Raw genomic sequence first — 25,504 nt, 5'->3', positions numbered from 1 at the left:
TCTCGGTGGCCAGTTTCATGAGCGCGGCCACTGGTGTGTCCAGCATCGGCAGGGTGAAGGCGATGCCCACCAGCCCGGCCGAGAGCGTGAGCGGGAAGCCGATGGCAAAGGCGTTCATCTGCGGCGCGATGCGCGAGATGAAGCCGAGCACGATGTTGATGAACAGCAGCATGCCGATCATGGGCAGAGCGATCCACAGGCCGTAGCGGAACACCACCGAGCCCAGTTCGTGCAGCTGCATGCGGTTGATTGACTCGAAGGCGCTGCCGCTGATGGGAAAGGTGTTGAAGCTGGCCACGACGGCCTGCAGCAGCATGAGGTGACCCCCCATCACCACGAACAGCAGCATGGTGGTGTTGCCGAAGAAGCGACCCACGGCGCTGGACTGCGAGTTGGTGGACGGGTCGAAGAAGCCCGCGAAGTTCAAGCCCATCTGCAGGCCGATGAGTTCACCCGCGAGTTCGACGGACGCGAACACGATGCGCACCGCCAGCCCGATGGCGATGCCCACGATGACTTGCTGCATGACGACGGCGAAGGCGCCCGCGTCGGTGAGGCCGACCACGGGTTGTTCTGGCAGGCCGGCCTGGGCGCACACCGCCACCAGGAAGGCCAGGCCGACGCGGGTGCGCATGGGCACCGAGCGGGAGGAGAAGATGGGGGCGCTGGAGAAGACCGCCAGGATGCGCAGGAAGGGCCAGAACACCGGTGAGACCAGCGCCATGATCTGCGCTTCGGTGAACGTGGGCATGCGACGGCCGATCGCGAGATCAGATCGCGAAGTTGGGGATCGACAGGATCGTGCTGCGGATGAACTCGACCATGGTGGTCATCATCCACGGGCCGGCGATGGCGAACACCGCGATGGCCGCAATCAGCTTGGGCACGAAGGCCAGTGTCGCTTCGTTGATTTGCGTGATGGCCTGGAACAGGCTGACCAGCAGGCCCACCCCGAGCACCGTGGCGAGCACCGGCGCGGCGACCATGAGCAGCATGAAGAGGGCGTTCTGCCCCATCGTGAGGGCGGCTTGGGGATCCATGGTTGTCCTCTAGGTGGCGAACGATGCAGCGAGGGAGCCGAGCAGCAGGTTCCAGCCGTCGGCCAGCACGAACAGCATGAGCTTGAACGGCAGCGCCACCAGCACGGGCGACAGCATCATCATGCCCAGCGACATCAGCACGCTGGCGACCACCATGTCGATCACCAGGAAGGGGATGAAGATCATGAAGCCGATCTGGAACGCGGTCTTGAGCTCGCTGGTGACGAACGCCGGCACCAGCACGCGGAAGGGGGCGTTCTGCGCGGTCACGTCGTTGGGCAGCTTGGCCAGCTTGGCGAAGAGCTCGAAGTCGGACTGGCGCGTCTGCTTGAGCATGAACTCGCGCATGGGCGCCTGGCCGCGCTCGAGGGCCTGGTCGAAGGTGATGGCGTTGCGCGAGTAGGGCTCGTAGGCGTCGGCGTACACACGGTCCAGCGTGGGGCCCATCACGAACAGCGTGAGGAACAGCGACAGGCCGACGATCACCTGGTTGGGCGGTGCCGACTGCGTGCCCATGGCCTGGCGCAGCAGCGAGAGCACGATCACGATGCGGGTGAAGCCCGTCATGAGCAGCAGAACGGCCGGCAGGAAGGACAGCGCGGTGAAGAACAGCAGGGTCTGGATCGGCACCGAGTAGCTGGTGCCACCCGCGCCCTGGCCGACCATCAGCGGCAGGGTGGGGCCGGGCGCGGCGGGCGCACCCTGAGCCCAGGCGCCGGCGGCGGACAGGGCGAACGCAGCCAGCAGCAGGCCGGTGCGCAGGAACTCAGCGCGGCGCATGGGGAGCCTTGGTCAGTTGGGCCAGGCGCGCGGCAAAACCGGACGCGGGCGTGACGATGGGGGTGGACGGGTCGACCAGATCGGCCGGCAGGGCCATCTGGTGCAGCGCGTTCACGCTGCCGGCAGACACGCCGAGCACCAGGCACACGCGGTCCTCGCCCTGGCCGATCTGCACGGTCACCACGCGCTGTTGCGGGCCCAGCGAGAGGGTGGAGAGCACCTGCATGGGCGGGCCGCTGTGGCCCACGGCGCCGGGCAGGCGGCGGCGCGCCCACTTCAGGGCGAAGGCCAGGCCCACCAGGAGGGCGAGCAGAAGCAGCGCGGGCATCGCGTTTTGCAGCATGACGGGAAACTCGGTTCGGGTGGAATCAGGTGCGGCTGACGCGGCGCATGCGTTCGGACGGCGTGACGATGTCGGTCAGGCGGATGCCGAACTTGTCGTTCACCACCACCACCTCGCCCTGGGCGATCAGGTAGCCGTTGATGAGCACGTCCATGGGTTCGCCGGCCAGCGCGTCGAGCTCGACGATGGAGCCCTGCGCGAGCTGCAGGATGTACTTGATCGGCACCCGGGTGCGGCCCAGTTCCACGGACAGCTGGACGGGAATGTCCAGCACCATCTGGATGTCCTGCATCGGGCTCGCGCCCGAGGCGACGGGGGCGGTGCTGGCCTCGAACTCGGGTGCACCGTCGGCGATCTTGTCGGTGGTGGCGGCCTGCTCTTCCAGGGCCTGAGCCCATTCGTCGGCGACGGGGTCGTTCATGGTGTTGGTGCTCTCAGTTGACATAGGAATCTCCCAGCCAGTGCAGGTCGGTGCCCCGCAGGTTGCGCTCCACGCGCAGGGCGTACTTGCCTTTGTGGGTGCCGTACTGGCATTCGAAAACGGGCACGCCGTCCACGTGGGCCTTGATCGAGGGGTGGCGATCGAGTTCGATGAAGTCGCCGATCTGCATCGCCAGCAGCTGTTCCACCGTGGCTTCGGTCTGCGCCAGCTCGGCGACCATGGTCACCTCGGCGGCCTGGATCTCGTGGCTCAGCAGCTTGACCCAGCGGCGGTCCACTTCGATGGCGTCGCCCTGCACGCTGGAATACAGCACGTCGCGGATCGGCTCCAGGGTGGCGTAGGGAATGCAGATGTGCAGCGAGCCGGTGATGTCGCCGATCTCCAGCGTGAAGCTGGTGGAGACCACGATTTCGCTGGGGGTGGCGATGGTGGCGAACTGGGGCTGCATCTCCGAGCGCTGGTAGGCCAGCTCGATCGGGTACACACCGCGCCAGGCCTTCTTGTATTCCTCGGACACCACTTCCACCAGGCGGTTGATCACGCGCTGTTCGGTGGGCGAGAAGTCGCGGCCTTCGATGCGGGTGTGGAACTTGCCGTTGCCGCCGAACAGGCTGTCGATCACGCCGAACAGCAGCGTGGGCTCGCACACCACCAGGCCGTTGCCGCGCAGCGGGCGGATGGCCATGATGTTGAAGTTGGTCGGCACCACCAGCTCGCGCAGGAAGGCGCTGTATTTCTGCACCTGCACCGCGCCCACCGAAATCTCGGGGCTGCGGCGGATGAAGTTGAAGAGGCCCAGGCGCAGGTTGCGCGAGAAGCGTTCATTGACGATTTCCATGGTGGGCATGCGCCCACGCACGATGCGTTCCTGGCTGGAGAGGCTGTAGTCGCGCACACCGCCGGTGGGCACTTCCTCTTTCGCCAGCTTCTGGCTCTCGCCCGTGACGCCTTCCAGAAGGGCGTCGATCTCTTCCTGGGACAGAAACGAATCGGCCATGGCGTGTCGTCCCGTTTATTGAACGATGAAGCTGGAGAACAGCACGGCCTGCACCGGGTTGGCGGCGGCCTTCGACTTCTTCTTGCGCGGGGCCTCGTCGCTCTCGGCGGCGACGGCGTAGCCCATCTCCTTCGAGATCGTGCCGATGATGTCGCTGGCGAGCTTTTCCTTGCCCTTGAGCGCCAGCATCTCGTCGGCCGTGCGCTGCGAGATCAGCACCAGGACCTGGCTGCGGATGCTGGGCAGGTAGGCCTTGACGGCGGTCTCCGTGGCAGCGTCCTGCAGCTGCAGCGTCAGGCCGAGCTGGATGAAGCGGTTGCCGCCGGGGTCGGCCAGGTTGATGACCATGTTCTCCAGCGGCAGGAACACGGGGGCGGTCTTGGGGTTCTTGGCCTCGACGGCGGGGTGGTGTTCCTCGTCCTCGTAGTCGTCTTCGGCGGTGTTCTTCTTCAGGATGAACAGCGCGGCGGCGGCGCCGAGCAGCGCGAGCACGACCACGCCGAGCACGATGAACAGCAGTTTCTTGCTCTTCTTCTTGGGCGCTTCGGGGGCGGCAGCGGTGGCAGTGGCGGCGGCAGCGGACATGTTCTTCCTTCAATGTGGCCCACCGGCCATACCGGGTGGGGTTGAAAGAATTATTGGGCGCCACCCCCCTCGGCGTTCGGCAGATAAGCGCCGGAAAAGGCGCTTATTCAGCAGCCTTAGGCGAACACGTCCAGGGGCCGGCTGCCGTCGGTGCGCGGGGCCATGGCCGGTCGGGCGGCCGGTTCCGCCGCCTGGCTGGCGCGGCCCAGGGCCTCGGTGCTCAGGCCGACCGGGCGGGGCTGGTGCGAGGAACCGTCGCCCTGCGCCTGGCCCTGCGAGCCCACGGACACGCCGCCGAGCTGGATGCCGCTGCGCTGCAGCAGGTCGGCCAGCGATTCGCCGGCGCTCTCGCGCAGGGTGGCGCGCGCCTCGGCGTTGTCGGTCTGGAAGGCCACCTGCACCTCCTGGCCCTTCACGGCGAGCTGGATGTCGATGGCGTCGGCGCCTTCCCCGCCCACGCGCAGGCTGGCGTGGCGCATGTGCTGGGTGCCCCAGTGGCTCACGGTCGGGGCTTCGGCGTCGGCGCGCGCGTCGGCTGGGTGGCGGCCGTCGCCGTTGCCCTGGTCGGTGAAGGACTGGGAAGAGGCGTCGCTGCCGCCGCTGCTGCTGTCACCCGGGGCGGTGCCGCTGGCGGCGGTCAGGCTGCCGTCCTGCGCCGGGCCGGTGGCCGTGGCGCCGGCGGCGGGGCCGCTCAGCGCAAATTCGCGTGGGCCGGCGGGGTTGGTGCCCACTTCCGCACTGGCCGATGAAACGCCAAGCCGCTCGTTGAGGGCGACGGTGGCGCGCACCTGGGCGAACTGCGCGCTCTGCTGTTGTTGCAGGGCTTCGGTGCTGGAGACCGCGCCGCGCTGCCAGACCATGGCGGGAGCGCCGGTCTGCAGGGCGTTGCTGTCCGCGGCGCGCTGGGCCGCGGCGGTCGGGGAGGGGATCGCCGCATTCGGGTTCAGCGGGCTGAAGGCCGGGCGCGAGGCGGCGGCTGCGCGGGCCTGGGCCGCCGCGTTCGGCAGGGTCGGTGCGGCTTCGTCCACGCGGGTCATGCCGCTGACGTCGATGCCGCCTTCGCGGGCGCCACCCTCGGCACCGGCGGGTGCGGTGCCCGAGGCGGCGGTGCCGGTGGGCGTTGCAGCGCCGGGCACGGCCCAGGCGAGCAGGGCGGCCAGCGGGTTCGGGTCGGTCTGGTCGTCGGCCTCGGTCGCCGCGTCGATCGCGGTGTCGCCGTCCGTTTCGGTCGGCGCCTGGTGCGTGTCGCTCACCAGGCTCAGCAGGCTGGCGAACAGGTCTTCGGCCGGCTTGTCGGCGTTGGCGCGCGCGTTGCTGCCCTGTTGGGCGGGCTTGGCGGCGGCCTCGGCGGGCTTGGGCGCGTGGGTGCTGGCGTGCGTCGTGGTCATGGTGTCGTCGGGCTCGTGGTCGTCGGGGTCAGCCGTGGCGGGCCTGCGCCTGGGCCAGCGCCTGGCGCAGGTGGATGGACAGGGCCATTTCGTCGGTCTGTTTCTGTTCCTGGCGCTGCGCCTTGTGGGCGATGGCCTGCTGCTTGCGGTCGGTGAACTTGCGCAGGCCGGCCAGGTCGCGCTCCGTGGCGTGCACCTGGTTCTGTGCCGTCTCCACCAGGCGCTCGCGGTCGCCCAGCACGCTGCGCTGGAACTCCATCGCGTGGTGGATCTTGTGCATGAATTCGCGGTGGTGCATGAGCAGCGCGGCGTCCACACCGACGGCGCTGCGCGCGGCCCAGCGCGCTTCGGCTTCCTGGGCGTAGGCCTGCAGCTGGTCCATCTGGTCCTGGGCCATCTTCAGCTCGCGCTGCATCTGCGCCACCACGCCCAGGGCCTCATCGCGCCGCTTCTCGGCGAGTTCCACCACTTTGTGCAGGGTGTTCAGCGCGGTCATCCGGCGTTTCCTTCATACGGGTTGTGGTTCGGGCGGGTCTGGCGCTGGGGGGCGGCCTTGTCTTTGTCGTCCTGCAGTGCGGCCTGCATCTGGCGCAGGCTCTCGGGCAGGGTGGCGGCCTCGTGCATGTCCTGCATCAGGAAGCGCTGCAGGGCGGGGTAGAGCACGATGGCGCGGTCGGTCTCCGGGTCGCTGCCGGCCACGTAGGCGCCGAGCTGGATCAGGTCGCGGCTCTTCTGGTAGCGCGAATACAGGCTGCGGAAGCGGCGCGCCAGTTCCAGGTGGACCTTGCCGGCCACGTTGTGCATCACGCGCGAGGCCGAGGCCTCCACGTCGATGGCGGGGAAATGGCCGGACTCGGCGAGCGCGCGCGAGAGCACGATGTGGCCGTCCAGGATGGCGCGCGCCGCGTCGGCGATCGGGTCCTGCTGGTCGTCGCCCTCGGAGAGCACGGTGTAGAAGGCGGTGATCGAGCCCTTGCCGTTGAGCCCGTTGCCGCTGCGCTCCACCAGCTGCGGCAGCTTGGCGAAGCAGGACGGCGGGTAGCCTTTGGTGGCGGGCGGCTCGCCGATGGCCAGCGCGATCTCGCGCTGCGCCATGGCGTAGCGGGTGAGCGAGTCCATGAGCAGCAGCACGTCCAGGCCGTCGTCGCGGAAGCGCTCGGCGATCGCGGTGGCGTAGGCGGCGCCCTGCATGCGCACCAGCGGCGGTGCGTCGGCCGGCGCGGCCACCACCACCGAGCGCTGGCGGCCCTCGGCGCCGAGGATGTCCTCGATGAATTCCTTCACCTCGCGGCCGCGCTCGCCGATCAGGCCGACCACGATCACGTCGGCCTTGGTGTAGCGGGCCATCATGCCCAGCAGCACGCTCTTGCCCACGCCGGAGCCGGCGAACAGGCCGATGCGCTGGCCGCGCCCGACGGTGAGCAGCGAGTTGATGGCGCGCACGCCGGTGTCCAGCGGCTCGCGCACGGGATCGCGGTCCATGGCGTTGAGCGGGGCGCGGTCCATCGGTTCGATGTCCACGTTGAGGATGGGGCCCTGGTGGTCCAGCGGGTTGCCGTGCGAATCGACCACGCGGCCGAGCAGGCCGGCGCCCAGCGGCAGGCGCAGCGTGCCGCGGTCGTCGGGCGAGGGCGGCTTGTTGGCCTGGCCCACGCGCGGCACCGTGCGGTAGGGGGCTAGCGGCGTCACGCTCGCGCCGCTGGACAGGCCGTGCGTGTCGCCAGCGGGCATCAGGTAGGCGCGGTCGTTGGAGAAGCCGACCACCTCGGCGAGCACCGGGTCCTTGTGGCCGTTGTCGATCAGGCATTGCGAGCCCACCGGCACCTTCAGGCCCACCGCTTCGAGCACCAGGCCGGCCAGGCGGGTGAGGGTGCCGCGCACTTCCAGCGGCGTCTTGACGGCGGCGTTGGCGCGCACGTCTTCCATGAAGTTGTCCCAGCGGCTTTCGGTTCCGAAAATGCTGTCAGACATCGGCGTTCCCCGGGTTCCAGGCCGATTCCATGCCGAGGTTGCCCACGGCGCGCGACCAGCGTTTCTCGATGGTCGCGTCCACCGTCATGGTGGCCGACTCGATCAGGCAGCCGCCCGGGCTGATGGCCGCGTCGGCCACGAACTCGGCGGGGTGGTTGCCCATGTTCTCCTGCAGCGCGCCCTTCATCATGGCGAGGTCCGCCGGATTCATGCGCACGGTGGCGGGCTGGCCGTCGTCCACCAGTTGGCCCAGGGCCTCGGTGATCACCGGGCGGAGGTGGCCGGGGTCGCTGCGCAGTTCCTGGCGCACCACCTGGCGCGCCAGATCGCAGGCCAGCTCCAGGATGTGGCGCGAAATCTGATCCTCGCTCTTCTTGAGGTGGTCGCGCGTGTTGTGCAGCAGCTGGGCCATGCGCACCGCCGTTTCCTCGGCGGTCTTGCGCACCGTGGCCTCCAGCGCGTCGCGCACTTCCTGGCCGCCGGCGTCGTGGCCGCGCGCGAAGCCTTCGGCGTACGCCTGCTGGCGCGCTTCCTGCAGCACCTCGGAGGTCACGCCTTCGCTGGTCGCACCGTCCACCGGGGTGGCCTTGGGCAGGTCGTCGCTGCCGTCCACGGCGGAGAAGTGCCAGGCGGCGACGCCGTCGATCTCCTCGCGCGGGATGAAGCGGGAATGCGGATTGGGTTTGGTGGATGCCATGAGGTGTTACCTTGCTTCGGACGAAGAAGCGCCCGACCAGGGGCACCGAGGGTCCGGCTTCGCCGGCCCCAGGTGTCGCCCCCCTTTCAGGGGGGAGGCGCCGAAGGCGACGCGGGGGGTCATACGAATGCCTCGTCTTCGCCGCCGCCCATGATCACGATCTGGCCTTCGTCGGACAGGCGGCGCACGACCTTGAGGATCTCCTTCTGTTGCGCTTCCACTTCCGACAGGCGCACCGGGCCGCGCGACTCCAGGTCTTCGCGCAGGGCTTCGGCCGCGCGGCTGGACATGTTGCCCAGCACCAGGTCGCGCAGCTCGTTGGTGGCGCCCTTGAGCGCGATCACCAGCGAATCGGTCGCCACTTCCTTGAGCACCGTCTGGACCGACTTGCCGTCGAGCTTGAGCAGGTCCTCGAAGGTGAACATCTTGTCCATGATCTTCTGCGCCAGGTCGGCGTCGAACTCGCGGATCGACTCGATCACCGAGGTTTCGATCTGGGTGCCCATCATGTTGATGATCTCGGCGGCGGTCTTCACGCCGCCCATGGAGGTCTTGCGGATCTTGTCGCCGCCGGCCAGCACCTTGTAGAGCACCTCGTTGAGGTCTTTCAGCGCGGTCGGCTGGATGCCTTCGAGCGTGGCGATGCGCAGCATCACCTCGTTGCGGGTGCGTTCGGTGAAGTTCTTGAGCACACCGGCGGTCTGGTCCGACTCCAGGTGCACCAGGATGGCGGCCACGATCTGTGGGTGTTCGTTGCGCAGCAGCTCGGCGATGGACAGCGGGTCCATCCACTTCAGGCTTTCGATGCCAGAGACGTCGCCGCCCTGCAGGATGCGGTCGATCAGCAGCGAGGCCTTGTCGTCGCCGAGCGCGCGCTTGAGCACCGCGCGCACGTAGTTGTCGGTGTCGGACACCAGCAGGCTCTGCGACGAGGCCGCGTTGGTGAATTTCTGCATCACCTGGTCCACGCGCTCGTGCGAGACCGCGCGCGTCTTGGCGATGGTCTCGCCCAGCTTCTGCACCTCTTTGGGCGAGAGGTGCTTGAACACCTCGGCCGCTTCCTCTTCGCCCAGCGACATGAGAAAGATGGCGGCGTCCTGGATTCCCTGGTCTTCCATGGGGGGCTCTCGGTGGTGGGCGTGGGAGGGCGAAGGTCAGGCGGGGGCTTCGCCGTTGACCCAGCCCTTGACGATGTTGGCCACGGCGGCCGGGTTCTCCAGCGCCAGGCGCTTGGCATCGGAGAGGCGCTGCGCTTCGGCGGTGACCTCGTTGCTGGGCATGGGCAGGCCGGGGCGCTCGGGCGATTCGTTGAGCACCGCGTTGAGCGGTTGCACCGGGGTGGTTTCCAGGCGGCGGGCGGCCGGGGTCTTCATCAGCTTGAGGCCGGGGCGCACCATGCCCATGAGCACCAGCAGGCCCAGGCCCACCATGCCCAGCGGCCAGGCCAGGCTGCGCAGCAGCTCCTGGTTGTCCGACTGCTGCCACCAGGCGGCGGCATCGACTTCGCTGGTCTTCTCGACGTTGAAGGCCGCGTTGACCACGTTGACCGAGTCGCCACGGTCCTTGTTGAAGCCGATGGTTTCGCGCACCAGGGCGGTCATCTGTTCGAGCTGCTGCGGCGGGATCGGGGTGCTGGTTTCCTTGCCGGCCTTGTCCACCGTGGTGCGGTGGTTGATCACCACCGCTGCGCTCAGGCGGCGCACCTGGCCGCTGGATTCGCGCACCACCTTGACCGTCTTGTCGACCTCGTAGTTCACCACCGACTCGCGGCGCGAGTTGCCACCCTGGCCGCCGGCGCCCTGGCCGCTGGCCACGCCCACGGGCGCGGCCGCGCCGTTGATGGGCGCGGTGCCGGTGGCGGGGGGCTGGTTGCTCACCGCGCCGGGCACGCCCGAGGGTTGCGCGCGCGGGCCGCTGCCGTCTTCCACGGTCTGCTGGCTGCGCACCGTGGCGGTGGCCTCCGGGCCCTGGTTGGGGCGGTGCTGTTCGCTGGTGGATTCGACCTGCGAGAAATCGACCTCGGCGCTGACCTGGGCCTTGACGTTGTTGCGGCCCACCAGCGGCTCCAGCATCTCCATGATGCGGCGGGTGTAGAGCTGTTCGAGCTGCTGCACGTACTGCAGCTTCTGGGTGTCGGCGCCCTGGGCCTGGCCGTCGGGCGGGCTGGAGAGCAGGTTGCCGGCATCGTCCACGATGCTGACCGCCTTGGGGTTCATCTCGGGCACGCTGGAGGCCACCAGGTGCACGATGCCGGCGACCTGCGCCCGGTCCAGCGTGCGGCCGGGGTGCAGCGTGAGCAGCACCGAGGCGCTGGGTTTCTGCTGTTCGCGGAAGAAACCGTTCTGGTTCGGCAGCGCGAGGTGGATGCGGGCGCTCTGCACGGAGGAGAGCGACTGGATGGAGCGGGTGAGTTCACCTTCCAGGCCGCGCTGGAAGGTCAGGCGTTCCTGGAACTGGGTCATGCCGAAGCGGTTGGCTTCCATCAGCTCGAAGCCGGTGACCGAGCCCTTGGGCAGGCCTTGCGAGGCCAGGCGCAGGCGGGTGTCGTGCACCTTGTCGGCCGGCACCATGATGGCCTGGCCGCCCTCGGCGTGCTTGTAGGGCACGTTCATCTGGGACAGCTGGGCCACGATCGCGCCGCCGTCCTTGTCGCCCAGGTTGGCGTAGAGCACGCGCCATTCCGGCTGGCGGCCCATGAAGAAGAAGGCCAGGGCGATCGCCAGCAGGGCCAGGGCGCCCAGGCCGAGCTTGATCTTCTGGGCCTGGTCCATGCGCGCGAAGCCGTCACCGAAAGCGCTGCGCTCCTTCGCGGCGGTCGGCGTGACATCCAGTTCGGCAACGGCGGTGGTGCTCATGGCGTTCGGGGCTCGGGTAGATGATCGATGGCAGGGCGAGATACACCCTGTTGCAGTCGATTATTCGGTCCCGGTGCCCGCACCATAGCCATGAAAAGGCGGGGGTTTGTGCCCTTATTCCCGCCCCGTCGGGGCAGGGCGCCCTCTAGCATCAGGGCGTCATATCTTGTCGAAGGAGTCCGCCATGGACATGCGCATTTCCCCTCTGAGCAGCCAGGCCTTGAACGGCATCGGCTCGACCGCCCTGAAACGCCCCGGCGCCGCCGGTGGGGTGGAGGGCGGATTCGCCGCCAACTTCAAGTCGGCACTCAAGGAAGTCAGCGCTTCGCAGGAGGCTGCTTCCAAACTGCAGACCCAGGTTCAGCTGGGCAACCCCAAGGTGAGCCTGGAAGAAACCATGCTGGCGATGCAGAAGGCCCAGGTCGGTTTCCAGGCCACGCTGCACGTGCGCAACCGCATGGTTCAGGCCTATTCCGACATCATGAACATGAGCGTCTAGAACGGCTCCACCCCGTTGCTTGCTCACTGCGTGTAGCCGCATCCCCCTTCCAGGGGCGATACCAGCGGCCCGGCAAAGCCGGTTCCGCGGTATCTCTGGATTCATTCATTTCGCTCCGGACCCGTTCAATGCATCGGGGCGGGGCTGCTCCGGTCGATCATCTGCGCTAGGTCATTGAGCCAGGGTTCCGCCAGGCAGCGGATCTCGGCGTCGATGCGCAGGATGCGCTGCATGATCTTCGTCTTTTCCTTGCGCTGATCGGCATCGAGCTGCTCGATGTTCGACTTGTGGCGCAGCTGGGCGATCAGCACCGCGCAGGCACCTTCGAGGCGCACCACCTGGTCCCAGTTTTCCGTCTGTGCGGCTTCCAGCATCTGGCGGCTGGTGTTCTCGATGGCTTTGTAGTAGTCCAAAAGATGGTGCTCCATGTCAGGCTCCCTGGAGGGCGCCGGCGCGAATCTGTTTCCAGGAGTCGGCCAGGGGTTCGATGAGGTTCAGGACCTCGTGGATCGGTGCCGCGTCGTTGCGCAGGTTGGCCAGGGTCAGGCGCTGCACGCTGTACTCATAGAGGCCTTTGAGGTTGGCGGCCAGTTCGCCGCCTTCCTGCAGGTTCAGGCCGGCCTTGAGGCCTTCTTCCACGATCCGGATCGCCTTGCCGATGGCCGCGCCCTTGCTGGCCACGTCCTGGCGCTCCATCGCGCCGCGCGCCAGGTTCAGGCTCTGGATCAACGCGTCGAACAGCAGGCTGACCAGCTGGTGCGGGTCGGCCGTCTGCACGCCGGTGTCGACGGCAACACGTTTGTAGGTGGAGGCGGCGCGGGTGTTGACGGAGGTGAACATGGCTGGGTGTCCTGCTGTGGTCTGATACCTTTCTGTATCGGCACCCAGTGGGCGGACTGTAGGCATGAGCGGCTCCATTTGGTGGGTGAAGTTCATGCTTTACATCCTTTAGTGAACAGTTTCCCGCGATCGGGCCTTGAGCGGCCCCTGGCATCTGTTTTCGGTGGCTTGCTTCGTATCTTGAGCGTTTGCGCGCGATTTGAACCGTCGATAAACGGGGCAAAAACGACGAAGGGCGGTGGCGCAAGTCATCGCGCCACCGCCCTGTCGATGAACGGGCGCGATCAGCGCAGCAAGGACAGCACGCCTTGTTGTGCCTGGTTGGCCTGGGCGACCATCGCGGTGCCGGCCTGCTGCAGGATCTGGGCGCGCGAGAGGCTGGAGGTTTCCTTGGCGAAGTCGGCATCGACGATGCGGCCACGGGCAGCGGAGATGTTCTCGCCAGTGATCTGGATGTTGGCCACGGCGTTCTCGAAGCGGCTTTGCAGGGCACCGAGGTTGGCGCGCGAGCTGTTCACGTCGTTGATGGCCTTGTCGATGATCTTGAGCGACAACTGGGCACCGCCCGCCGACGCGACGGAGATGCCCCGCATGTCGTAGGCGCCGGCGAACATCGCGCCGGCCTGCAGGTTGCCGGTGGCCGCCGTGTTGAAGCCCGCGAGGTCTGCGGCCGCGCTGAAGGCGGTTTTTTCCGAGAACAGGTGGTAGCCCGTCAGCGCGCCGGCCGCGTTGTACGACAGCTTGGCGAACACGCCGGTGTCGGCGGACCGGGCGTTCACCGCATCCACGATCTGGCCTGCGCGCTCGGTGGCGTTGGCGGCGGCCTTGATGGCGCCCAGCGACACCGCCGAGGTGTTGTCGCCCGGGACGGCGTTGATTTGCAGCGTGCCGGCGGTGACCGCCGTCAGGTCCGTGAGCGAGCCCAGCACCATCTCCGTGGAGACCTGGATCGTCGTGTAGCCCATCGAGCTGGGGGAGCCCATCGAGTCCAGCTTGACCGACACGATGGAATCGATGGCGATGCCTTCACCGGCGTTGGCGCCGACCTGGAAGGTGGCGTTGGCGAAGCTGCCGTCGAGCAGCTTGGTGCCGTTGAAGGCGGTGGTCTTGGCCACGCGGTCGATCTCCTGGCTCAGCTGCGTGACTTCGGCCTGCAGGGCGGTGCGGTCGCTGCTGTTGTTGGAGGCGTTGGCCGATTGCACGGACAGCTCGCGCATGCGCTGCAGCATGTCGCCGACCTTGCCCAGCGCGCCTTCGGCGGTCTGTGCCAGGGAGATGCCGTCGTTGGCGTTGCGCACCGCGACGTTCAGGCCGCGAACTTGCGCGTTCATGCGCTCGGAGATGGCCAGGCCGGCGGCATCGTCCTTGGCGCTGTTCACGCGCAGGCCCGAAGACAGGCGCTGCATGGAGGTGGCCAGCGAGCTGGAGGTGGTGCCCAGGTTGCGCTGGGCGGTCATTGACATCACGTTCGTGTTGATGGTGGTCATGGGGGACTCCCGTGGAATGAGGGAACGGCGGCTGAGTCAGTGGGGCAAAAAAAAGCGGTTGCACGGCTTCTGCCATGCAACCGCCCTGTGGGGCGATGACCTGGCGAGATCAGCGCAGCAGGGACAGCACGCCTTGTTGTGCCTGGTTGGCCTGCGCGACCATCGCGGTACCGGCCTGCTGCAGGATCTGGGCGCGCGAGAGGTTGGAGGTTTCCTTGGCGAAGTCGGCATCGACGATGCGGCCACGGGCGGCGGAGATGTTTTCGCCGGTGATCTGGATGTTGGCCACGGCGTTCTCGAAGCGGCTTTGCAGGGCGCCGAGGTCGGCGCGCGAGCTGTTGATCGAGTTGATCGCCTTGTCGATCACCTGCAGCGCCTTCTGGGCGTCGCCGAAGCTGTTGACGTTGATCGCCGACAGCGTGGTCAGGGTGCCGGGAGGGGCGGTGTCGCCAGGCGCGCCGGTGGCGGCGGCGGTGAAGGCGGCGCCGAAGTCGGTGGCGGCGGTCAGGTCGCGGCTGGAGAAGATTTCATAGGCGCCGGCGCCGGTTTCGCGGGCGAACACGCCGGTGTCGGCCGACTTGGCGTTGATCGCGTCCACCACCTGCGTGGTGCGCTGGGCGGCGGTGGTCGAGGCACCGATGCCACCCAGGGCCACGTCCACGCCAGCGGCGTTCTTGATGCTCCAGCCCGCCGTGCCGGCCGGGATGGCGGCGTTGGCGGCCGTCGAGGGCGCGGCCACGGCGGCCACGAAGTGCTCGGTGGCGCTGAGCTGGCCCAGGGCGGTGGAGTTGGCGCTGACGATGGAGTCGATGGCGATGCCTTCACCGGCGTTGGCGCCGACCTGGAAGGTGGCGTTGGCGAAGGTGCCGTCGAGCAGCTTGGTGCCGTTGAACGAGGTGGTCTTGGCGACGCGGTCGATTTCCGAGCGCAGCTGGGTCACTTCGGCCTGCAGGGCGGTGCGGTCGCTGCTGTTGTTGGAGGCGTTGGCCGATTGCACAGCCAGTTCGCGCATGCGCTGCAGCATGTCGCCGACCTTGCCCAGGGCGCCTTCAGCGGTCTGGGCCAGCGAGATGCCGTCGTTGGCGTTGCGGGCGGCGACGCTCAGGCCTCGGACCTGGGCGTTCATGCGCTCGGAGATGGCCAGGCCGGCGGCGTCGTCCTTGGCGCTGTTCACGCGCAGACCCGAGGACAGGCGCTGCATGGACGTGGCCAGCGAGCTGGAGGTGGTGCCCAGGTTGCGCTGGGCGGTCATCGACATGACGTTCGTGTTGATGGTGGTCATAACTAACTCCTGTGAAGTGGTTGGGCTGACTGCCCGGCTGCCCGGGCCACGAACCCATGGAGAAGTTCGTTGAATCTAATTTCGGTGGCGCCTCAGGAATCTTTAGCCCCCCGGTGGCCACCTGTCGTCGTGTCAAGCCCCGTTCATCGGGTGCGGGCGACCGGCCAAGAAAAAGGGCGGTTGCCCGGCCTTCGCCGCGCAACCGCCCTGTGGGGCGATGCCTGTTGCGATCAGCGCAGCAGGGACAGCACGCCTTGTTGTGCCTGGTTGGCCTGGGCCACCATGGCGGTGCCGGCCTGCTGCAGGATCTGGGCGCGCGAGAGGTTGGAGGTTTCCTTGGCGAAGTCGGCGTCGACGATGCGGCCACGGGCGGCGGAGATGTTCTCGCCGGTGATCTGGATGTTGGCCACGGCGTTCTCGAAGCGGCTTTGCAGGGCACCGAGGTCGGCGCGCGAGCTGTTGATCGAGTTGATCGCGTTGTCGATCACCTTCAGCGCCTTCTGGGCATCGCCGAAGCTGCTGACGTTGATGTCGTCGAGCTGGCTGGCGGCGGCGGCACCCACGGCGACCGTGCCGGTGGCGGCGGCGGTGAAGCCACCGAAGTCGGCCACGGCGATGGCGCCTTCGGAGAAAGTCTCGAAGCCCGTGGCCACGCCGGCCGTGTAGGTGGCGCGGGCGAACACGCCGGTGTCGGAGGACTTGGCGTTGATCGCGTCCACCACCTGCGTGGTGCGCTCGGCGGCCGATGCCGCGGCGGCGATCGGGCCCAGGGCCGTGCCCTTGACCGTCAGCGCACCGGCGGCGATGGCGACGTTCGCGCCGGCCGTCGAGGTGATGGTGCCGGCACCGGTGACCAGCGAGGTGTTGCCCAGCGAGGTGGAGTTGGCGCTGACGATGGAGTCGATGGCGATGCCTTCACCAGCGTTGGCGCCGACCTGGAAGGTGGCGTTGGCGAAGGTGCCGTCGAGCAGCTTGGTGCCGTTGAACGAGGTGGTCTTGGCGACGCGGTCGATTTCCGAGCGCAGCTGCGTGACTTCGGCCTGCAGGGCGGTGCGGTCGCTGCTGTTGTTGGAGGCGTTGGCCGATTGCACGGCCAGTTCGCGCATGCGCTGCAGCATGTCGCCGACCTTGCCCAGCGCGCCTTCAGCGGTCTGGGCCAGGGAGATGCCGTCGTTGGCGTTGCGCGAGGCCACGCTCAGGCCACGGACCTGGGCGTTCATGCGCTCGGAGATGGCCAGGCCGGCGGCGTCGTCCTTGGCGCTGTTCACGCGCAGACCCGAGGACAGGCGCTGCATGGACGTGGCCAGCGAGCTGGAGGTGGTACCCAGGTTGCGCTGGGCGGTCATCGACATCACGTTCGTGTTGATGGTGGTCATGATGGGTTCCGTTCAAAAAATGGGGGATGTTGTGGTTTCGATCAACGCAGCAGGGACAGCACGCCTTGTTGTGCCTGGTTGGCCTGCGCGACCATCGCGGTGCCGGCCTGCTGCAGGATCTGGGCGCGCGAGAGGTTGGAGGTTTCCTTGGCGAAGTCGGCGTCCACGATGCGGCCACGGGCAGCGGAGATGTTCTCGCCGGTGATCTGGATGTTGGCCACGGCGTTCTCGAAGCGGCTTTGCAGGGCACCGAGGTCGGCGCGCGAGCTGTTGATCGAGTTGATGGCGGTGTCGATCACCTTCAGCGCCTTCTGGGCGTCGCCGAAGCTGTTCACGCTGATGTCTTCGAGCTGGCTCGTGGCGGCGGCGCTGTCGGCCGGGGCCGCGCCGGTGGTGGTGGCGCCAAAGCCGACGAAGCTGGCGGCCGTGATGGCGGTGTCGGAGAACACCTCGAAGCCGGTGGCGGCGCCGCCGGCGTTGTAGGTGGTGCGGGCGAACACGCCGGTGTCGGAGGACTTGGCGTTGATCGCGTCCACCACCTGCGTGTTGCGCTCGGCGGCGGTGGTGGCGACAGCGACCGGGCCGAGGGCGACGCCGCGCACGGTCAGCGTGCCGGCGGCGATGGCCGTCAGGGCGGTGCCGTCGTTGATCGCGCTGGTCGAGGTGGCCAGCGAGGTGTTGCCCAGCGAGGCGGAGTTGGCGCTGACGATGGAGTCGATGGCGATGCCTTCACCGGCGTTGGCGCCGACCTGGAAGGTGGCGTTGGCGAAGGTGCCGTCGAGCAGCTTGGTGCCGTTGAACGAGGTGGTCTTGGCCACGCGGTCGATTTCCGAGCGCAGCTGGGTCACTTCGGCCTGCAGGGCGGTGCGGTCGCTGCTGTTGTTGGAGGCGTTGGCCGATTGCACGGCCAGTTCGCGCATGCGCTGCAGCATGTCGCCGACCTTGCCCAGGGCGCCTTCAGCGGTCTGTGCCAGGGAGATGCCGTCGTTGGCGTTGCGCGAGGCCACGCTCAGGCCACGGACCTGGGCGTTCATGCGCTCGGAGATGGCCAGGCCGGCGGCGTCGTCCTTGGCGCTGTTCACGCGCAGACCCGAGGACAGGCGTTGCATGGACGTGGCCAGCGAGCTGGAGGTGGTGCCCAGGTTGCGCTGGGCGGTCATCGACATCACGTTCGTGTTGATGGTGGTCATGAGGAACTCCGGTTGAGTGGTTGGGCTGACTGCCCGGCTGCCCGGGCCACGAACCCATGGAGAAGTTCGTTGTCACCTATTTCGGTGCCTGCCACGTTTTCTTGAGGAATTCGGCCCCGACCGGCTGCCGCCGCGGAAAAGCGCACGAAAAAAAGCCCTGGTCGCCGGGGGGCGCCAGGGCATTCGTGGGGCGAAACAGGCCGCCGATCAGCTCGACGATTTGTTCCACTGGGCAATTTGCTGCGTGACGAAGGCGTTCAGCGAGTTGAGCTGGCCCACCATCGCGTCCATCGCGTTGTACTGCTTGAGGTAACGCGATTCGGCGCGCGTGGCGCGCTCGTTGACCTTGTCCTGTTCCTTGGTGTTGCGCTTGGCGGCCTCGCGCAGCGACTCGGTGCGCGAGGTCAGCGTGCCGCTGGCGCCCGCGAAACCCTCGGCGAAGGTCTTGAGCTTTTCGCCGAAACCCTGCGCCGTGGGGTCGACGTGGTCGGCGTTGAAGAGGTTCTGCACCGCCTGGGGGTTGTCCAGCGCCTTGCCGAGCTTGGTGCTGTCGACGCTCATCTTGCCGCCGGACTTGATCTCGATGCCGATGTCGGCCAGCGTGGTGAATTCACCGCCCGGCGTGAACGAGCGCATCATGCCGCGCAGCGCGTTCTGCAGGCCCACGGCGGTGCTGTCGCCCTGCAGCGAGCCCGCCACCTTGGTGTCGGCGTTGTAGCCCGTGGTGCTGCTGAGCATGTCGTTGAGCGAGTTGTACGCATCGACGAAGGACTGGATGGTCTTGGTCATCGCCTCCTTGTCGTTGGTGATGGACACCTCGACCGGCGCGGTGGTGGTCTGGGAGAACTGCAGCGTGATGCCGGGCAGGCCGTCCTTGTAGGTGTTGCTGGCCGACTCGATGGCGATGCCGTTGATGGTGGCCAGGGCGTTCGCGCCGTGCGTGATCTGCACGCCAGAGGCCACACCGCCCTGCACCGCCAGGCGGGAGAGGCCGGCGGCGGGGTCGCCGTCGGCATCGGTCACCTGCATCTCGAAGCCCATGGCCTCGCCGGTTTCCTTGGAGCGCATCAGCAGGCGCTCGCCCGAAGCATCGCGCAGCACGGTGGCGGTCACGCCCGAGTCGGTGGCGTTGATCTTGGCCGCGATCGCCGTGAGGGTGTCTTCGCCGTCGAGGATCTGGATGTCCACGGCGGCCTTGTCGCCGGCCACGAAGGAGCCCGAGCTCCAGTCGCCCAGGGTGATCTTCAGGCTGCCCGCGCCCATGGCGGTGTCTTTCGGCACCGCCAGCGTGGCCGTGGATTGCGCCCGGGCCAGCTGGGAGACTTCGACCGACATCGCGGTGGGCGCGGTGCCCGCCGCCACGGTGACGCCCACGGCGGCGGCCAGCGAAGAGCTGCCCTTGACGGCCTTGAAGGCGTTCGGGTCGGCCAGTTTGGTGCCGAGCTCGCCGAGCGAATTCATCATCGACGTCAGGGTGCCGAAGAGCGAGATCTTGCTCTGGATCTTGGTGGCCTGCGTCTGCAGGCCCGCCAGGGGCGCGCGCTCGAGCGCGACCAGCTGGGAGACGATGGTGTCGATCGGGACGCCGCTGGCCAGGCCGGTGGAGGTGATGGCCATGTCAGATCTCCCGCTGCGCGGAGCGCGGCAGTCGGTGAAGGGTGGCGTGTCGGTTCATGTTCTGTTTCCTCCGGGATGTACGCACCGCACGCCAGGGCATGCGGTCTGTGCATCCCGCAATCGCCGTTCGGCACGGCGCATGCGGATGTGCGCGCTCGATCAGGAGCGCAGCAGCGAGAGCACCCCCTGGGGAATCTGGTTGGCCTGCGCCACCATGGCGGTGCCGGCCTGTTGCAGGATCTGGGCGCGCGAGAGGTTCGACGTTTCCTTGGCGAAGTCGGCATCGACGATGCGGCCACGCGCGGCGGAGATGTTCTCGCCGGTGATCTGGATGTTGGCCACGGCGTTCTCGAAGCGGCTTTGCAGGGCACCGAGGTCGGCGCGCGAGCTGTTGATGGCGTTGATCGCGTTGTCGATCACCTTGAGCGCCAGCTGCGAGTCGCCGAAGGAGTTGACGTTGATGTCCTCCACGAAGGAGTCCACCGCGGCGGCGGTGTTGACGCCCGCACCGGTGGTGCCGGCGGCGAAGTTGCCAAAGTCGGCGGCCACGACCGCGCGCTCGGCGAACACCTCGTAGCCGTCCATCACGCCGGCGGTGTAGGTCGGGCGGGCGAACACGCCGGTGTCGGAGGACTTGGCGTTGATCGCGTCCACCATCTGGCCCGCGCGTTGGGCCAGCGTGGTGGCCTCACCGATGGGGCCGAGATTGACCGCGTTGCCGTTGGCGTCGTCGATCGAGAGCGGCGTGGCGCCACCGGCCGGGATGGCGGCCAGCACGGCTGGCGCAACGGGTGTGGCCGGCGGCACGATCTTGGGGGTGACGTGCACGGCGGTCTGGCCCAGCGCCGCGGAGTTGGAGTTGACGATGCTGTCGATGGAGATGCCTTCGCCGGCGTTGGCACCGACCTGGAAGGTGGCGTTGGCGAACGAGCCGTCGAGCAGCTTGGTGCCGTTGAACGACGTGGTCTTGGCCACGCGGTCGATTTCCTGGCGCAGCTGCTGCACCTCGGCGTTGAGCGCGGTGCGGTCGCTGCCGTTGTTGGAAGCGTTGGCCGACTGCACGGCCAGTTCGCGCATGCGCTGCAGCATGTCGCCCACTTTGCCCAGGGCGCCTTCAGCGGTCTGGGCCAGCGAGATGCCGTCGTTGGCGTTGCGTGCGGCCACGTTGAGGCCGCGCACCTGGGTGTTCATGCGCTCGGAGATGGCCAGGCCGGCGGCATCGTCCTTGGCGCTGTTGACGCGCAAGCCCGAAGACAGGCGCTGCATGGAAGTGGCCAACGAGCTGGCCGAGCTGCTCAGATTGCGCTGAGCATTCATCGACATCACGTTCGTGTTGATGGTGGTCATAACTAACTCCTGTAAATGGACTTGGAAAGTGAACCGGCTTCATGGGCATCACTGCCCATCGCCGTGTCGACCCTTGCGGGCCTCCACCGTCGCTGCTCGCCGCCTTTGCTGGCCGGACGACGAACCCATTTGGAAGTTCGTTGAGTCAATTTCGGTGATGAGGGGAGATTCTTGAGGTTTGTCTGCAATCCAACCGGCGGATAAAGCGGGCCGTTCGGCGCCAGTTCGTGGCTTTAAGGGGCTCCCCCCTGCGCCGCTTTGCGGCTTCCCCCCTCTGTGGCGCGCCTTCGGCGCTTCGAGGGGGGACGGCGTCTCGGGCCGGCGGAGCCGGACCCTTGACGCCTCTGGACGGATGCGTCCACTCCACAGGCGGGACCGTTTTGAGTACCAAGGTTGTAGGCATCTGTCTGACAAGGGGGTGCTGCACACCTGACGCAACGGACAGACATTTCCCGATTCAAGTTTTTTTACCGCTCGACACAATTCATACATCGGGCCAACAAACAGCGGCTCTCACTGAAAGAAGGAAACATCATGGACAGCGAACAACTCCTGGCAGAAATCCGCGAAGCCAACCTGACGTACCTCATGCTGGCGCAGAACCTGATCCGCAAGGACCGCGCCGAAGCCCTGTACCGCCTGGGCCTGACCGAAGAGGCCGCCGACCTGCTGGGCATGCTGTCGACCGCGCAACTGCTCAAGATCGCTTCCAGCAACATGCTGCTGTGCCGCTTCCGCGTCGACGACGACCTGGTGTGGAACCTGCTGACCAGCCACAACGTGAAGAAGGTGGACAACAGCACCACCACCCAGCTGCACGCCAGCATCCTGATGGCCGGCCGTTTCGCCGAGTCCATGGCCGCTCACTGAGCCGCGCTCCCCGCTTTTCCTTCTTCTTTCCTTTTCTCTCTCTCCCGTTTCATCCAGGAGCCCACCATGGCCGCAGGCAAGAGCATCCTCAACGAGTCGCGTGACATCGAGCGCGCTGTCGCCCTGATCCAGCTCGGCGCCCGCCTTCAGGTCCTGGAGTACGAAACCAGCCTGTCCTACGAGCGCCTGCTGCGCCTGTACAAGGAAGTCGCCGGCAAGTCGCCGTCCAAGGGCCAGCTGCCCTTCTCGACCGACTGGTTCCTGACCTGGCAGCCCAACATCCACTCGTCGCTGTTCCTCAACATCCACGAATACCTGTCCAAGACCAGCGAACTCGAAGAGATCGACACGGTCATCAAGGCCTTCCGCCTCTACAGCGAACAGATGCAGGCCAGCGCCATCGAGCCGCTGCTGTCTGTCACCCGCGCCTGGCGCCTGGTGAAGTTCGTCGACAACGGCATGCTCACCCTGACCAAGTGCTCCTGCTGCGGTGGCCATTTCGTCACCGAGCCCTACGAAAACCGCCATTTCGTCTGCGGCCTGTGCCAGCCGCCGGCCCGCGCCGGCAAGGGCAGCGCCAACGGCGGCCTGCGACTGCACTGAACCCGAGCCTTTTCGCTCAAACCCTGAAATGGACCCCGATGCGGGTCCATTTCGCGTTTATGGCCTCCTTCATTCCCACCTAGAGTTGACCGATAGAAAACACATTCCTCCAAGTCACGCGTGCGCCGGTGTGCCGCGTCCTCTTCCAGGCACAAGAACATGTTCGTCATCATTGGTTTCGTGGTTTCGATGGTTTGCATCTTCGGGGTATTCATATTCCACGGAGGCAACATCGGTGTCGTGCTCAAGGCGCTGCCTTTCGAGCTGACGACCATCCTGGGTGCGGCCCTGGGCGCCTTCCTCATCAACAACCAGATGAAGGTGGTCAAGGCCTCGTTCAAAGGCCTGGCCCAGTGCTTCAAGGGCAGCCGCTACACCAAGGCGCGTTACATGGAGCTGCTCGCGCTGCTATTCGACATCCTGCAGAAGGCCCGCAAGGAAGGGCTGATGGCGATCGAGCAGGACGTGGAGAACCCGCACGAATCGGCGCTGTTCAAGAAATACCCCACCATCGCGGCCGACCACCACGTGGTCGAGTTCATCACCGACTACCTGCGCATGATGGTCTCGGGCAACCTCAACGCGCACGAGATCGAGTCGCTGATGGACGCCGAGATCGAAACCCACCACCAGGAGGCGCACGCCCCGGTGGCCGCCATCGGCCGGCTGGCCGGCGGCCTGCCGGCCTTCGGCATCGTGGCCGCCGTGCTGGGGGTGGTGAACACCATGGGCTCGGTCGGCCAGCCGCCCGCCGTGCTCGGCGCCATGATCGGTTCGGCCCTGGTCGGTACCTTCCTGGGCATTCTGCTGGCGTATGGCGTGTTCGAGCCGCTCGGCGGCCTGCTGGACCAGAAGATGGAAGAGGGCAGCAAGGAACTGCTGTGCGTCAAGACCACGCTGCTCTCCAGCATGCAGGGCTATGCGCCGCTGACCGCGATCGAGTTTGGCCGCAAGGTGCTGTTCGCCGACGTGCGGCCGACCTTCGCCGAGCTCGAAACCCACGTGAAAAAGAAATGATGCCGGGAGCTCGATATGGCCGGTGATGGAAAAAAGCTCCAGCCCATCATCATCAAGCGCATCAAGAAGGGCGGCCATGCCGCCCATGGTGGTGCGTGGAAGATCGCGTACGCCGACTTCGTGACCGCGATGATGGCCTTCTTCCTGCTCATGTGGCTGCTGGGCTCCACGGCCAAGGGCGAGCTGCAGGGCATTGCGAGCTATTTCCAGTCGCCGGTGAAGGTCTCGCTCATGGGCGGCCCGGGCACCGGCAACAGCAGCAGCATCCTGCCCGGCGGCGGGCGCGACCTGAGCAAGTCTTTCGGGCAGATGGACAGCGGCGAGGCCGAGCGCGCGGCCAAGCTGATCGGCGCCCAGATGGCGCGTGCCGACTCGATGCGCCGCGACGCCGCGCGCATCGACGCGCTCGAACGCAAGATCACCACGCTGATCGAGAAGAACCCCAAGCTCTCGGAGTTCGGCTCCCAGATCCAGCTGGAGAAAACCCTCGACGGCCTGCACATCCAGATCGTCGACCAGCAGAACCGGCCGATGTTCGACACCGGCAGCGCGCTGGTCAAACCCTACATGCGCGACATCCTGCGCGAGATCGGCGCCGCCCTGGGCGACGTGGAGAACCGCATCGCCCTGGCCGGCCACACCGACGCCACGCCCTACGGCAGCGGCGAGCGCGGCTACAGCAACTGGGAGCTTTCGGCCGACCGGGCCAACGCCTCGCGCCGCGAGCTGGTCGCCGGGGGCTTGCCGCAGGACAAGCTGCGCCGGGTGGAAGGCCTGGCGTCGAGCCGCCTGCTGCGCGAAGACCTGCCCACCGACCCGATCAACCGCCGCATCAGCATCGTGGTGATGACCCAGGAGGCCGAAGACCGGCTTCTGCCCCGCTCGTCGCCCCGGCCCGTGATGCCCATGCTCGAACCCGCGCCGCCGCCGGTGCCCACGGCCGCCGCCACCCGGGCGCCGGCCGCCCGCCCGGCCGCGGCCCACCCTGCGCCGGCGGTGCCCGTGAAGGCCGCCGGACCCACCGTGGACCTGCCCACGCTTCAGATTTCCGGCCAAGTGACGAAATCTCCTACACAGAGCGGTGGCTGAGGCAGCCCGCTCCTTCTTCCTGATCCTTTCCTCCCACGGAGGCTTTCATGTCCACCCCGATGAAATTCCTGATCGTTGACGACTTCTCCACCATGCGCCGCATCGTGCGCAACCTGCTCAAGGAGATCGGGCACACCGATGCCGACGAGGCCGAGGACGGTGCCATCGCGCTGAGCAAGCTGCGCAACGGCGGCTTCAATTTCGTGGTGTCGGACATCAACATGCCCAACATGAACGGCTTCGAGCTGCTGGCCCAGATCAAGCAGGACGAGAAGCTCAAGCACCTGCCGGTGCTGATGGTGACCGCCGAGGCGCGCAAGGAAGACATCGTGATGGCGGCGCAGAACGGTGCCGCCGGCTACATCGTCAAGCCCTTCACCAAGGCCACCCTGGAAGAGAAGCTGGCGAACATCTTCAAGAAGCTCGGCATCTGAGAGGGCCGCACCATGAATCAAAAACAAGAAGAGGCGGCGTCGGGCAACCCCGACATGTTCCGCCAGCTCGGTTCGATCACGCGGCAACTGCACGATGCGCTCAAGGAGCTGGGCTACACCGACAAGCTCAAGGGCACGGTGGACCAGCTGCCCGACGCGCAGAGCCGCCTGTCCTACATCGCCCGCCTGACCGGCGAAGCGGCTGAAAAAGTGCTCAACCACGTGGACGAAGGCAAGGCCGAGCAGGCGAAGATCGCCGAGCGCGGCCGCCAGCTGGCCGACACCATCTCCCGCGTGCCCGGCCTGGCCCGTGCCATGCCCGAGCTGCTGGAGTGGTCGAAAGACATCGTGAACCTGAGCGAGAAGTCCGATGCCCGCCTGACCGACATCATGATGGCGCAGGACTTCCACGACCTCACCGGCCAGGTGATCGGCCGCGTGGTGCAGCTCGCGGGCACCATCGAAGAACAGTTGCTCAGCCTGTTGCTGCAATCCGCCCCCGGCGGCCAGCCTGGTCAGGACCATGCCATCGTGGACCAGCCCGCCCTGGCCGGCCCGGTGGTGAACGCCGAAGGCCGCACCGACGTGGTGAGCGACCAGGCGCAGGTGGACGATCTCTTGGCCAGCCTGGGTTTCTGAGCCCTTCGTCCACGCTTCCCACCCATCCCCGCTGCCGAGCGGGCGCCGGTGTTTCCTGAGGTTGGCATGTCCGGATGCCGGGCGCGTGAACCGTTGCACGGCGACAGCCACTTCCC

At 67.2% G+C, this 25,504-nt stretch carries 28 protein-coding genes; 7 read left to right on the top strand and 21 right to left on the bottom strand.

All coding sequences use genetic code 11. The features are described 5' to 3' along the window. The 13 genes from fliR to fliF all read right to left on the bottom strand — a co-directional run. Window positions 1-751: flagellar biosynthetic protein FliR (gene fliR / locus AC07ZS_RS17020; RefSeq protein WP_494799706.1), on the bottom strand; the 751-nt coding region annotated here is incomplete at its 3' end. Between the two features lie 19 nt (window positions 752-770). Continuing rightward, window positions 771-1,040 (bottom strand): flagellar biosynthesis protein FliQ, encoded by a 270-nt coding sequence (gene fliQ, locus AC07ZS_RS17015; RefSeq protein ID WP_382323234.1) that lies wholly within the window; start codon window positions 1,038-1,040, stop codon window positions 771-773. Between the two features lie 9 nt (window positions 1,041-1,049). Continuing rightward, window positions 1,050-1,820: a flagellar type III secretion system pore protein FliP gene (gene fliP, locus AC07ZS_RS17010; protein WP_494799705.1), complete on the bottom strand. Its 771-nt coding sequence runs from the start codon at window positions 1,818-1,820 to the stop codon at window positions 1,050-1,052. Continuing rightward, the gene (locus tag AC07ZS_RS17005) at window positions 1,807-2,163 is read right to left on the bottom strand and encodes a flagellar biosynthetic protein FliO (RefSeq protein WP_494799704.1); all 357 of its coding nucleotides are present in this window, start codon (window positions 2,161-2,163) and stop codon (window positions 1,807-1,809) included. The genes fliP and AC07ZS_RS17005 overlap by 14 nt, the downstream gene beginning before the upstream one ends. Window positions 2,164-2,188: 25 nt before the next feature. Continuing rightward, window positions 2,189-2,608 (bottom strand): flagellar motor switch protein FliN, encoded by a 420-nt coding sequence (gene fliN, locus AC07ZS_RS17000; RefSeq protein WP_494799703.1) that lies wholly within the window; start codon window positions 2,606-2,608, stop codon window positions 2,189-2,191. Continuing rightward, on the bottom strand, window positions 2,598-3,602 hold the full coding sequence (fliM, locus tag AC07ZS_RS16995) for a flagellar motor switch protein FliM (RefSeq protein WP_494799702.1): 1,005 nt from the start codon (window positions 3,600-3,602) through the stop codon (window positions 2,598-2,600). Before fliM ends, fliN begins: the two co-directional genes overlap by 11 nt. 15 nt (window positions 3,603-3,617) lie before the next feature. Continuing rightward, window positions 3,618-4,187: a flagellar basal body-associated FliL family protein gene (locus AC07ZS_RS16990; RefSeq protein ID WP_494799701.1), complete on the bottom strand. Its 570-nt coding sequence runs from the start codon at window positions 4,185-4,187 to the stop codon at window positions 3,618-3,620. Between the two features lie 116 nt (window positions 4,188-4,303). After that, entirely contained in the window at window positions 4,304-5,575 is a 1,272-nt protein-coding gene (locus AC07ZS_RS16985) for a flagellar hook-length control protein FliK (RefSeq protein WP_494799700.1), read from the bottom strand. Between the two features lie 28 nt (window positions 5,576-5,603). After that, on the bottom strand, window positions 5,604-6,071 hold the full coding sequence (gene fliJ / locus AC07ZS_RS16980) for a flagellar export protein FliJ (RefSeq protein WP_494799699.1): 468 nt from the start codon (window positions 6,069-6,071) through the stop codon (window positions 5,604-5,606). Next, window positions 6,068-7,546 carry a flagellar protein export ATPase FliI gene (fliI, locus tag AC07ZS_RS16975; protein WP_494799698.1) on the bottom strand — a complete coding sequence of 493 codons (1,479 nt, stop codon included), beginning with the start codon at window positions 7,544-7,546 and terminating at the stop codon, window positions 6,068-6,070. Before fliI ends, fliJ begins: the two co-directional genes overlap by 4 nt. After that, window positions 7,539-8,243 (bottom strand): FliH/SctL family protein, encoded by a 705-nt coding sequence (locus tag AC07ZS_RS16970; RefSeq protein WP_494799697.1) that lies wholly within the window; start codon window positions 8,241-8,243, stop codon window positions 7,539-7,541. The genes fliI and AC07ZS_RS16970 overlap by 8 nt, the downstream gene beginning before the upstream one ends. A 119-nt stretch (window positions 8,244-8,362) precedes the next feature. After that, window positions 8,363-9,361, bottom strand: coding sequence for a flagellar motor switch protein FliG (gene fliG, locus AC07ZS_RS16965; RefSeq protein ID WP_494799696.1), 999 nt, complete (start codon window positions 9,359-9,361; stop codon window positions 8,363-8,365). A 36-nt stretch (window positions 9,362-9,397) separates the two neighbouring features. Then, on the bottom strand, window positions 9,398-11,098 hold the full coding sequence (gene fliF, locus AC07ZS_RS16960) for a flagellar basal-body MS-ring/collar protein FliF (RefSeq protein ID WP_494799695.1): 1,701 nt from the start codon (window positions 11,096-11,098) through the stop codon (window positions 9,398-9,400). 184 nt (window positions 11,099-11,282) lie between these two features. Here fliF and fliE point away from each other — a divergent pair, with 184 nt between their 5' ends. Then, a complete protein-coding gene (gene fliE, locus AC07ZS_RS16955) occupies window positions 11,283-11,597 on the top strand; it encodes a flagellar hook-basal body complex protein FliE (RefSeq protein WP_494799694.1) in 315 nt (104 codons plus the stop codon). A 125-nt stretch (window positions 11,598-11,722) separates the two neighbouring features. Here fliE and AC07ZS_RS16950 read toward each other — a convergent pair whose 3' ends face one another. From AC07ZS_RS16950 to AC07ZS_RS16915, 8 genes are all read right to left on the bottom strand, one after another. Then, the gene (locus tag AC07ZS_RS16950; protein WP_494799693.1) at window positions 11,723-12,025 is read right to left on the bottom strand and encodes a flagellar protein FliT; all 303 of its coding nucleotides are present in this window, start codon (window positions 12,023-12,025) and stop codon (window positions 11,723-11,725) included. A gap of 1 nt (window position 12,026) precedes the next feature. After that, entirely contained in the window at window positions 12,027-12,437 is a 411-nt protein-coding gene (fliS, locus tag AC07ZS_RS16945; protein WP_382161776.1) for a flagellar export chaperone FliS, read from the bottom strand. 284 nt (window positions 12,438-12,721) lie between these two features. After that, window positions 12,722-13,924, bottom strand: a complete 1,203-nt coding sequence (locus AC07ZS_RS16940) for a flagellin (protein ID WP_494799692.1) — start codon at window positions 13,922-13,924, stop codon at window positions 12,722-12,724. Between the two features lie 109 nt (window positions 13,925-14,033). Next, window positions 14,034-15,206, bottom strand: coding sequence for a flagellin (locus AC07ZS_RS16935; protein WP_494799691.1), 1,173 nt, complete (start codon window positions 15,204-15,206; stop codon window positions 14,034-14,036). A 230-nt stretch (window positions 15,207-15,436) separates the two neighbouring features. Continuing rightward, window positions 15,437-16,582, bottom strand: coding sequence for a flagellin (locus tag AC07ZS_RS16930; RefSeq protein WP_494799690.1), 1,146 nt, complete (start codon window positions 16,580-16,582; stop codon window positions 15,437-15,439). A 41-nt stretch (window positions 16,583-16,623) separates the two neighbouring features. Further along, entirely contained in the window at window positions 16,624-17,772 is a 1,149-nt protein-coding gene (locus AC07ZS_RS16925; RefSeq protein ID WP_494799689.1) for a flagellin, read from the bottom strand. A gap of 207 nt (window positions 17,773-17,979) precedes the next feature. After that, entirely contained in the window at window positions 17,980-19,389 is a 1,410-nt protein-coding gene (gene fliD, locus AC07ZS_RS16920; protein ID WP_494799688.1) for a flagellar filament capping protein FliD, read from the bottom strand. 159 nt (window positions 19,390-19,548) lie between these two features. After that, the gene (locus AC07ZS_RS16915) at window positions 19,549-20,736 is read right to left on the bottom strand and encodes a flagellin (protein WP_494799687.1); all 1,188 of its coding nucleotides are present in this window, start codon (window positions 20,734-20,736) and stop codon (window positions 19,549-19,551) included. A gap of 534 nt (window positions 20,737-21,270) precedes the next feature. Here AC07ZS_RS16915 and flhD point away from each other — a divergent pair. From flhD to AC07ZS_RS16885, 6 genes are all read left to right on the top strand, one after another. After that, the gene (gene flhD, locus AC07ZS_RS16910; protein WP_297403347.1) at window positions 21,271-21,606 is read left to right on the top strand and encodes a flagellar transcriptional regulator FlhD; all 336 of its coding nucleotides are present in this window, start codon (window positions 21,271-21,273) and stop codon (window positions 21,604-21,606) included. A 66-nt stretch (window positions 21,607-21,672) separates the two neighbouring features. Further along, a complete protein-coding gene (gene flhC, locus AC07ZS_RS16905) occupies window positions 21,673-22,209 on the top strand; it encodes a flagellar transcriptional regulator FlhC (protein WP_204733346.1) in 537 nt (178 codons plus the stop codon). A gap of 159 nt (window positions 22,210-22,368) precedes the next feature. Further along, window positions 22,369-23,226, top strand: a complete 858-nt coding sequence (gene motA / locus AC07ZS_RS16900; RefSeq protein ID WP_494799686.1) for a flagellar motor stator protein MotA — start codon at window positions 22,369-22,371, stop codon at window positions 23,224-23,226. Window positions 23,227-23,241: 15 nt separating this feature from the next. After that, a complete protein-coding gene (motB, locus tag AC07ZS_RS16895) occupies window positions 23,242-24,315 on the top strand; it encodes a flagellar motor protein MotB (RefSeq protein ID WP_494799685.1) in 1,074 nt (357 codons plus the stop codon). Between the two features lie 47 nt (window positions 24,316-24,362). Then, window positions 24,363-24,749 (top strand): chemotaxis response regulator CheY, encoded by a 387-nt coding sequence (gene cheY / locus AC07ZS_RS16890; protein WP_494799684.1) that lies wholly within the window; start codon window positions 24,363-24,365, stop codon window positions 24,747-24,749. A 12-nt stretch (window positions 24,750-24,761) separates the two neighbouring features. Further along, window positions 24,762-25,388: a protein phosphatase CheZ gene (locus tag AC07ZS_RS16885; RefSeq protein ID WP_494799683.1), complete on the top strand. Its 627-nt coding sequence runs from the start codon at window positions 24,762-24,764 to the stop codon at window positions 25,386-25,388. The last annotated feature ends 116 nt before the right edge of the window (window positions 25,389-25,504 follow it).

This window comes from Hydrogenophaga sp. GW456-12-10-14-TSB4, from assembly GCF_059424305.1.
Note: the sequence above shows the minus strand (reverse complement) of the source record. Positions and strands in the feature narration are given on the sequence as shown.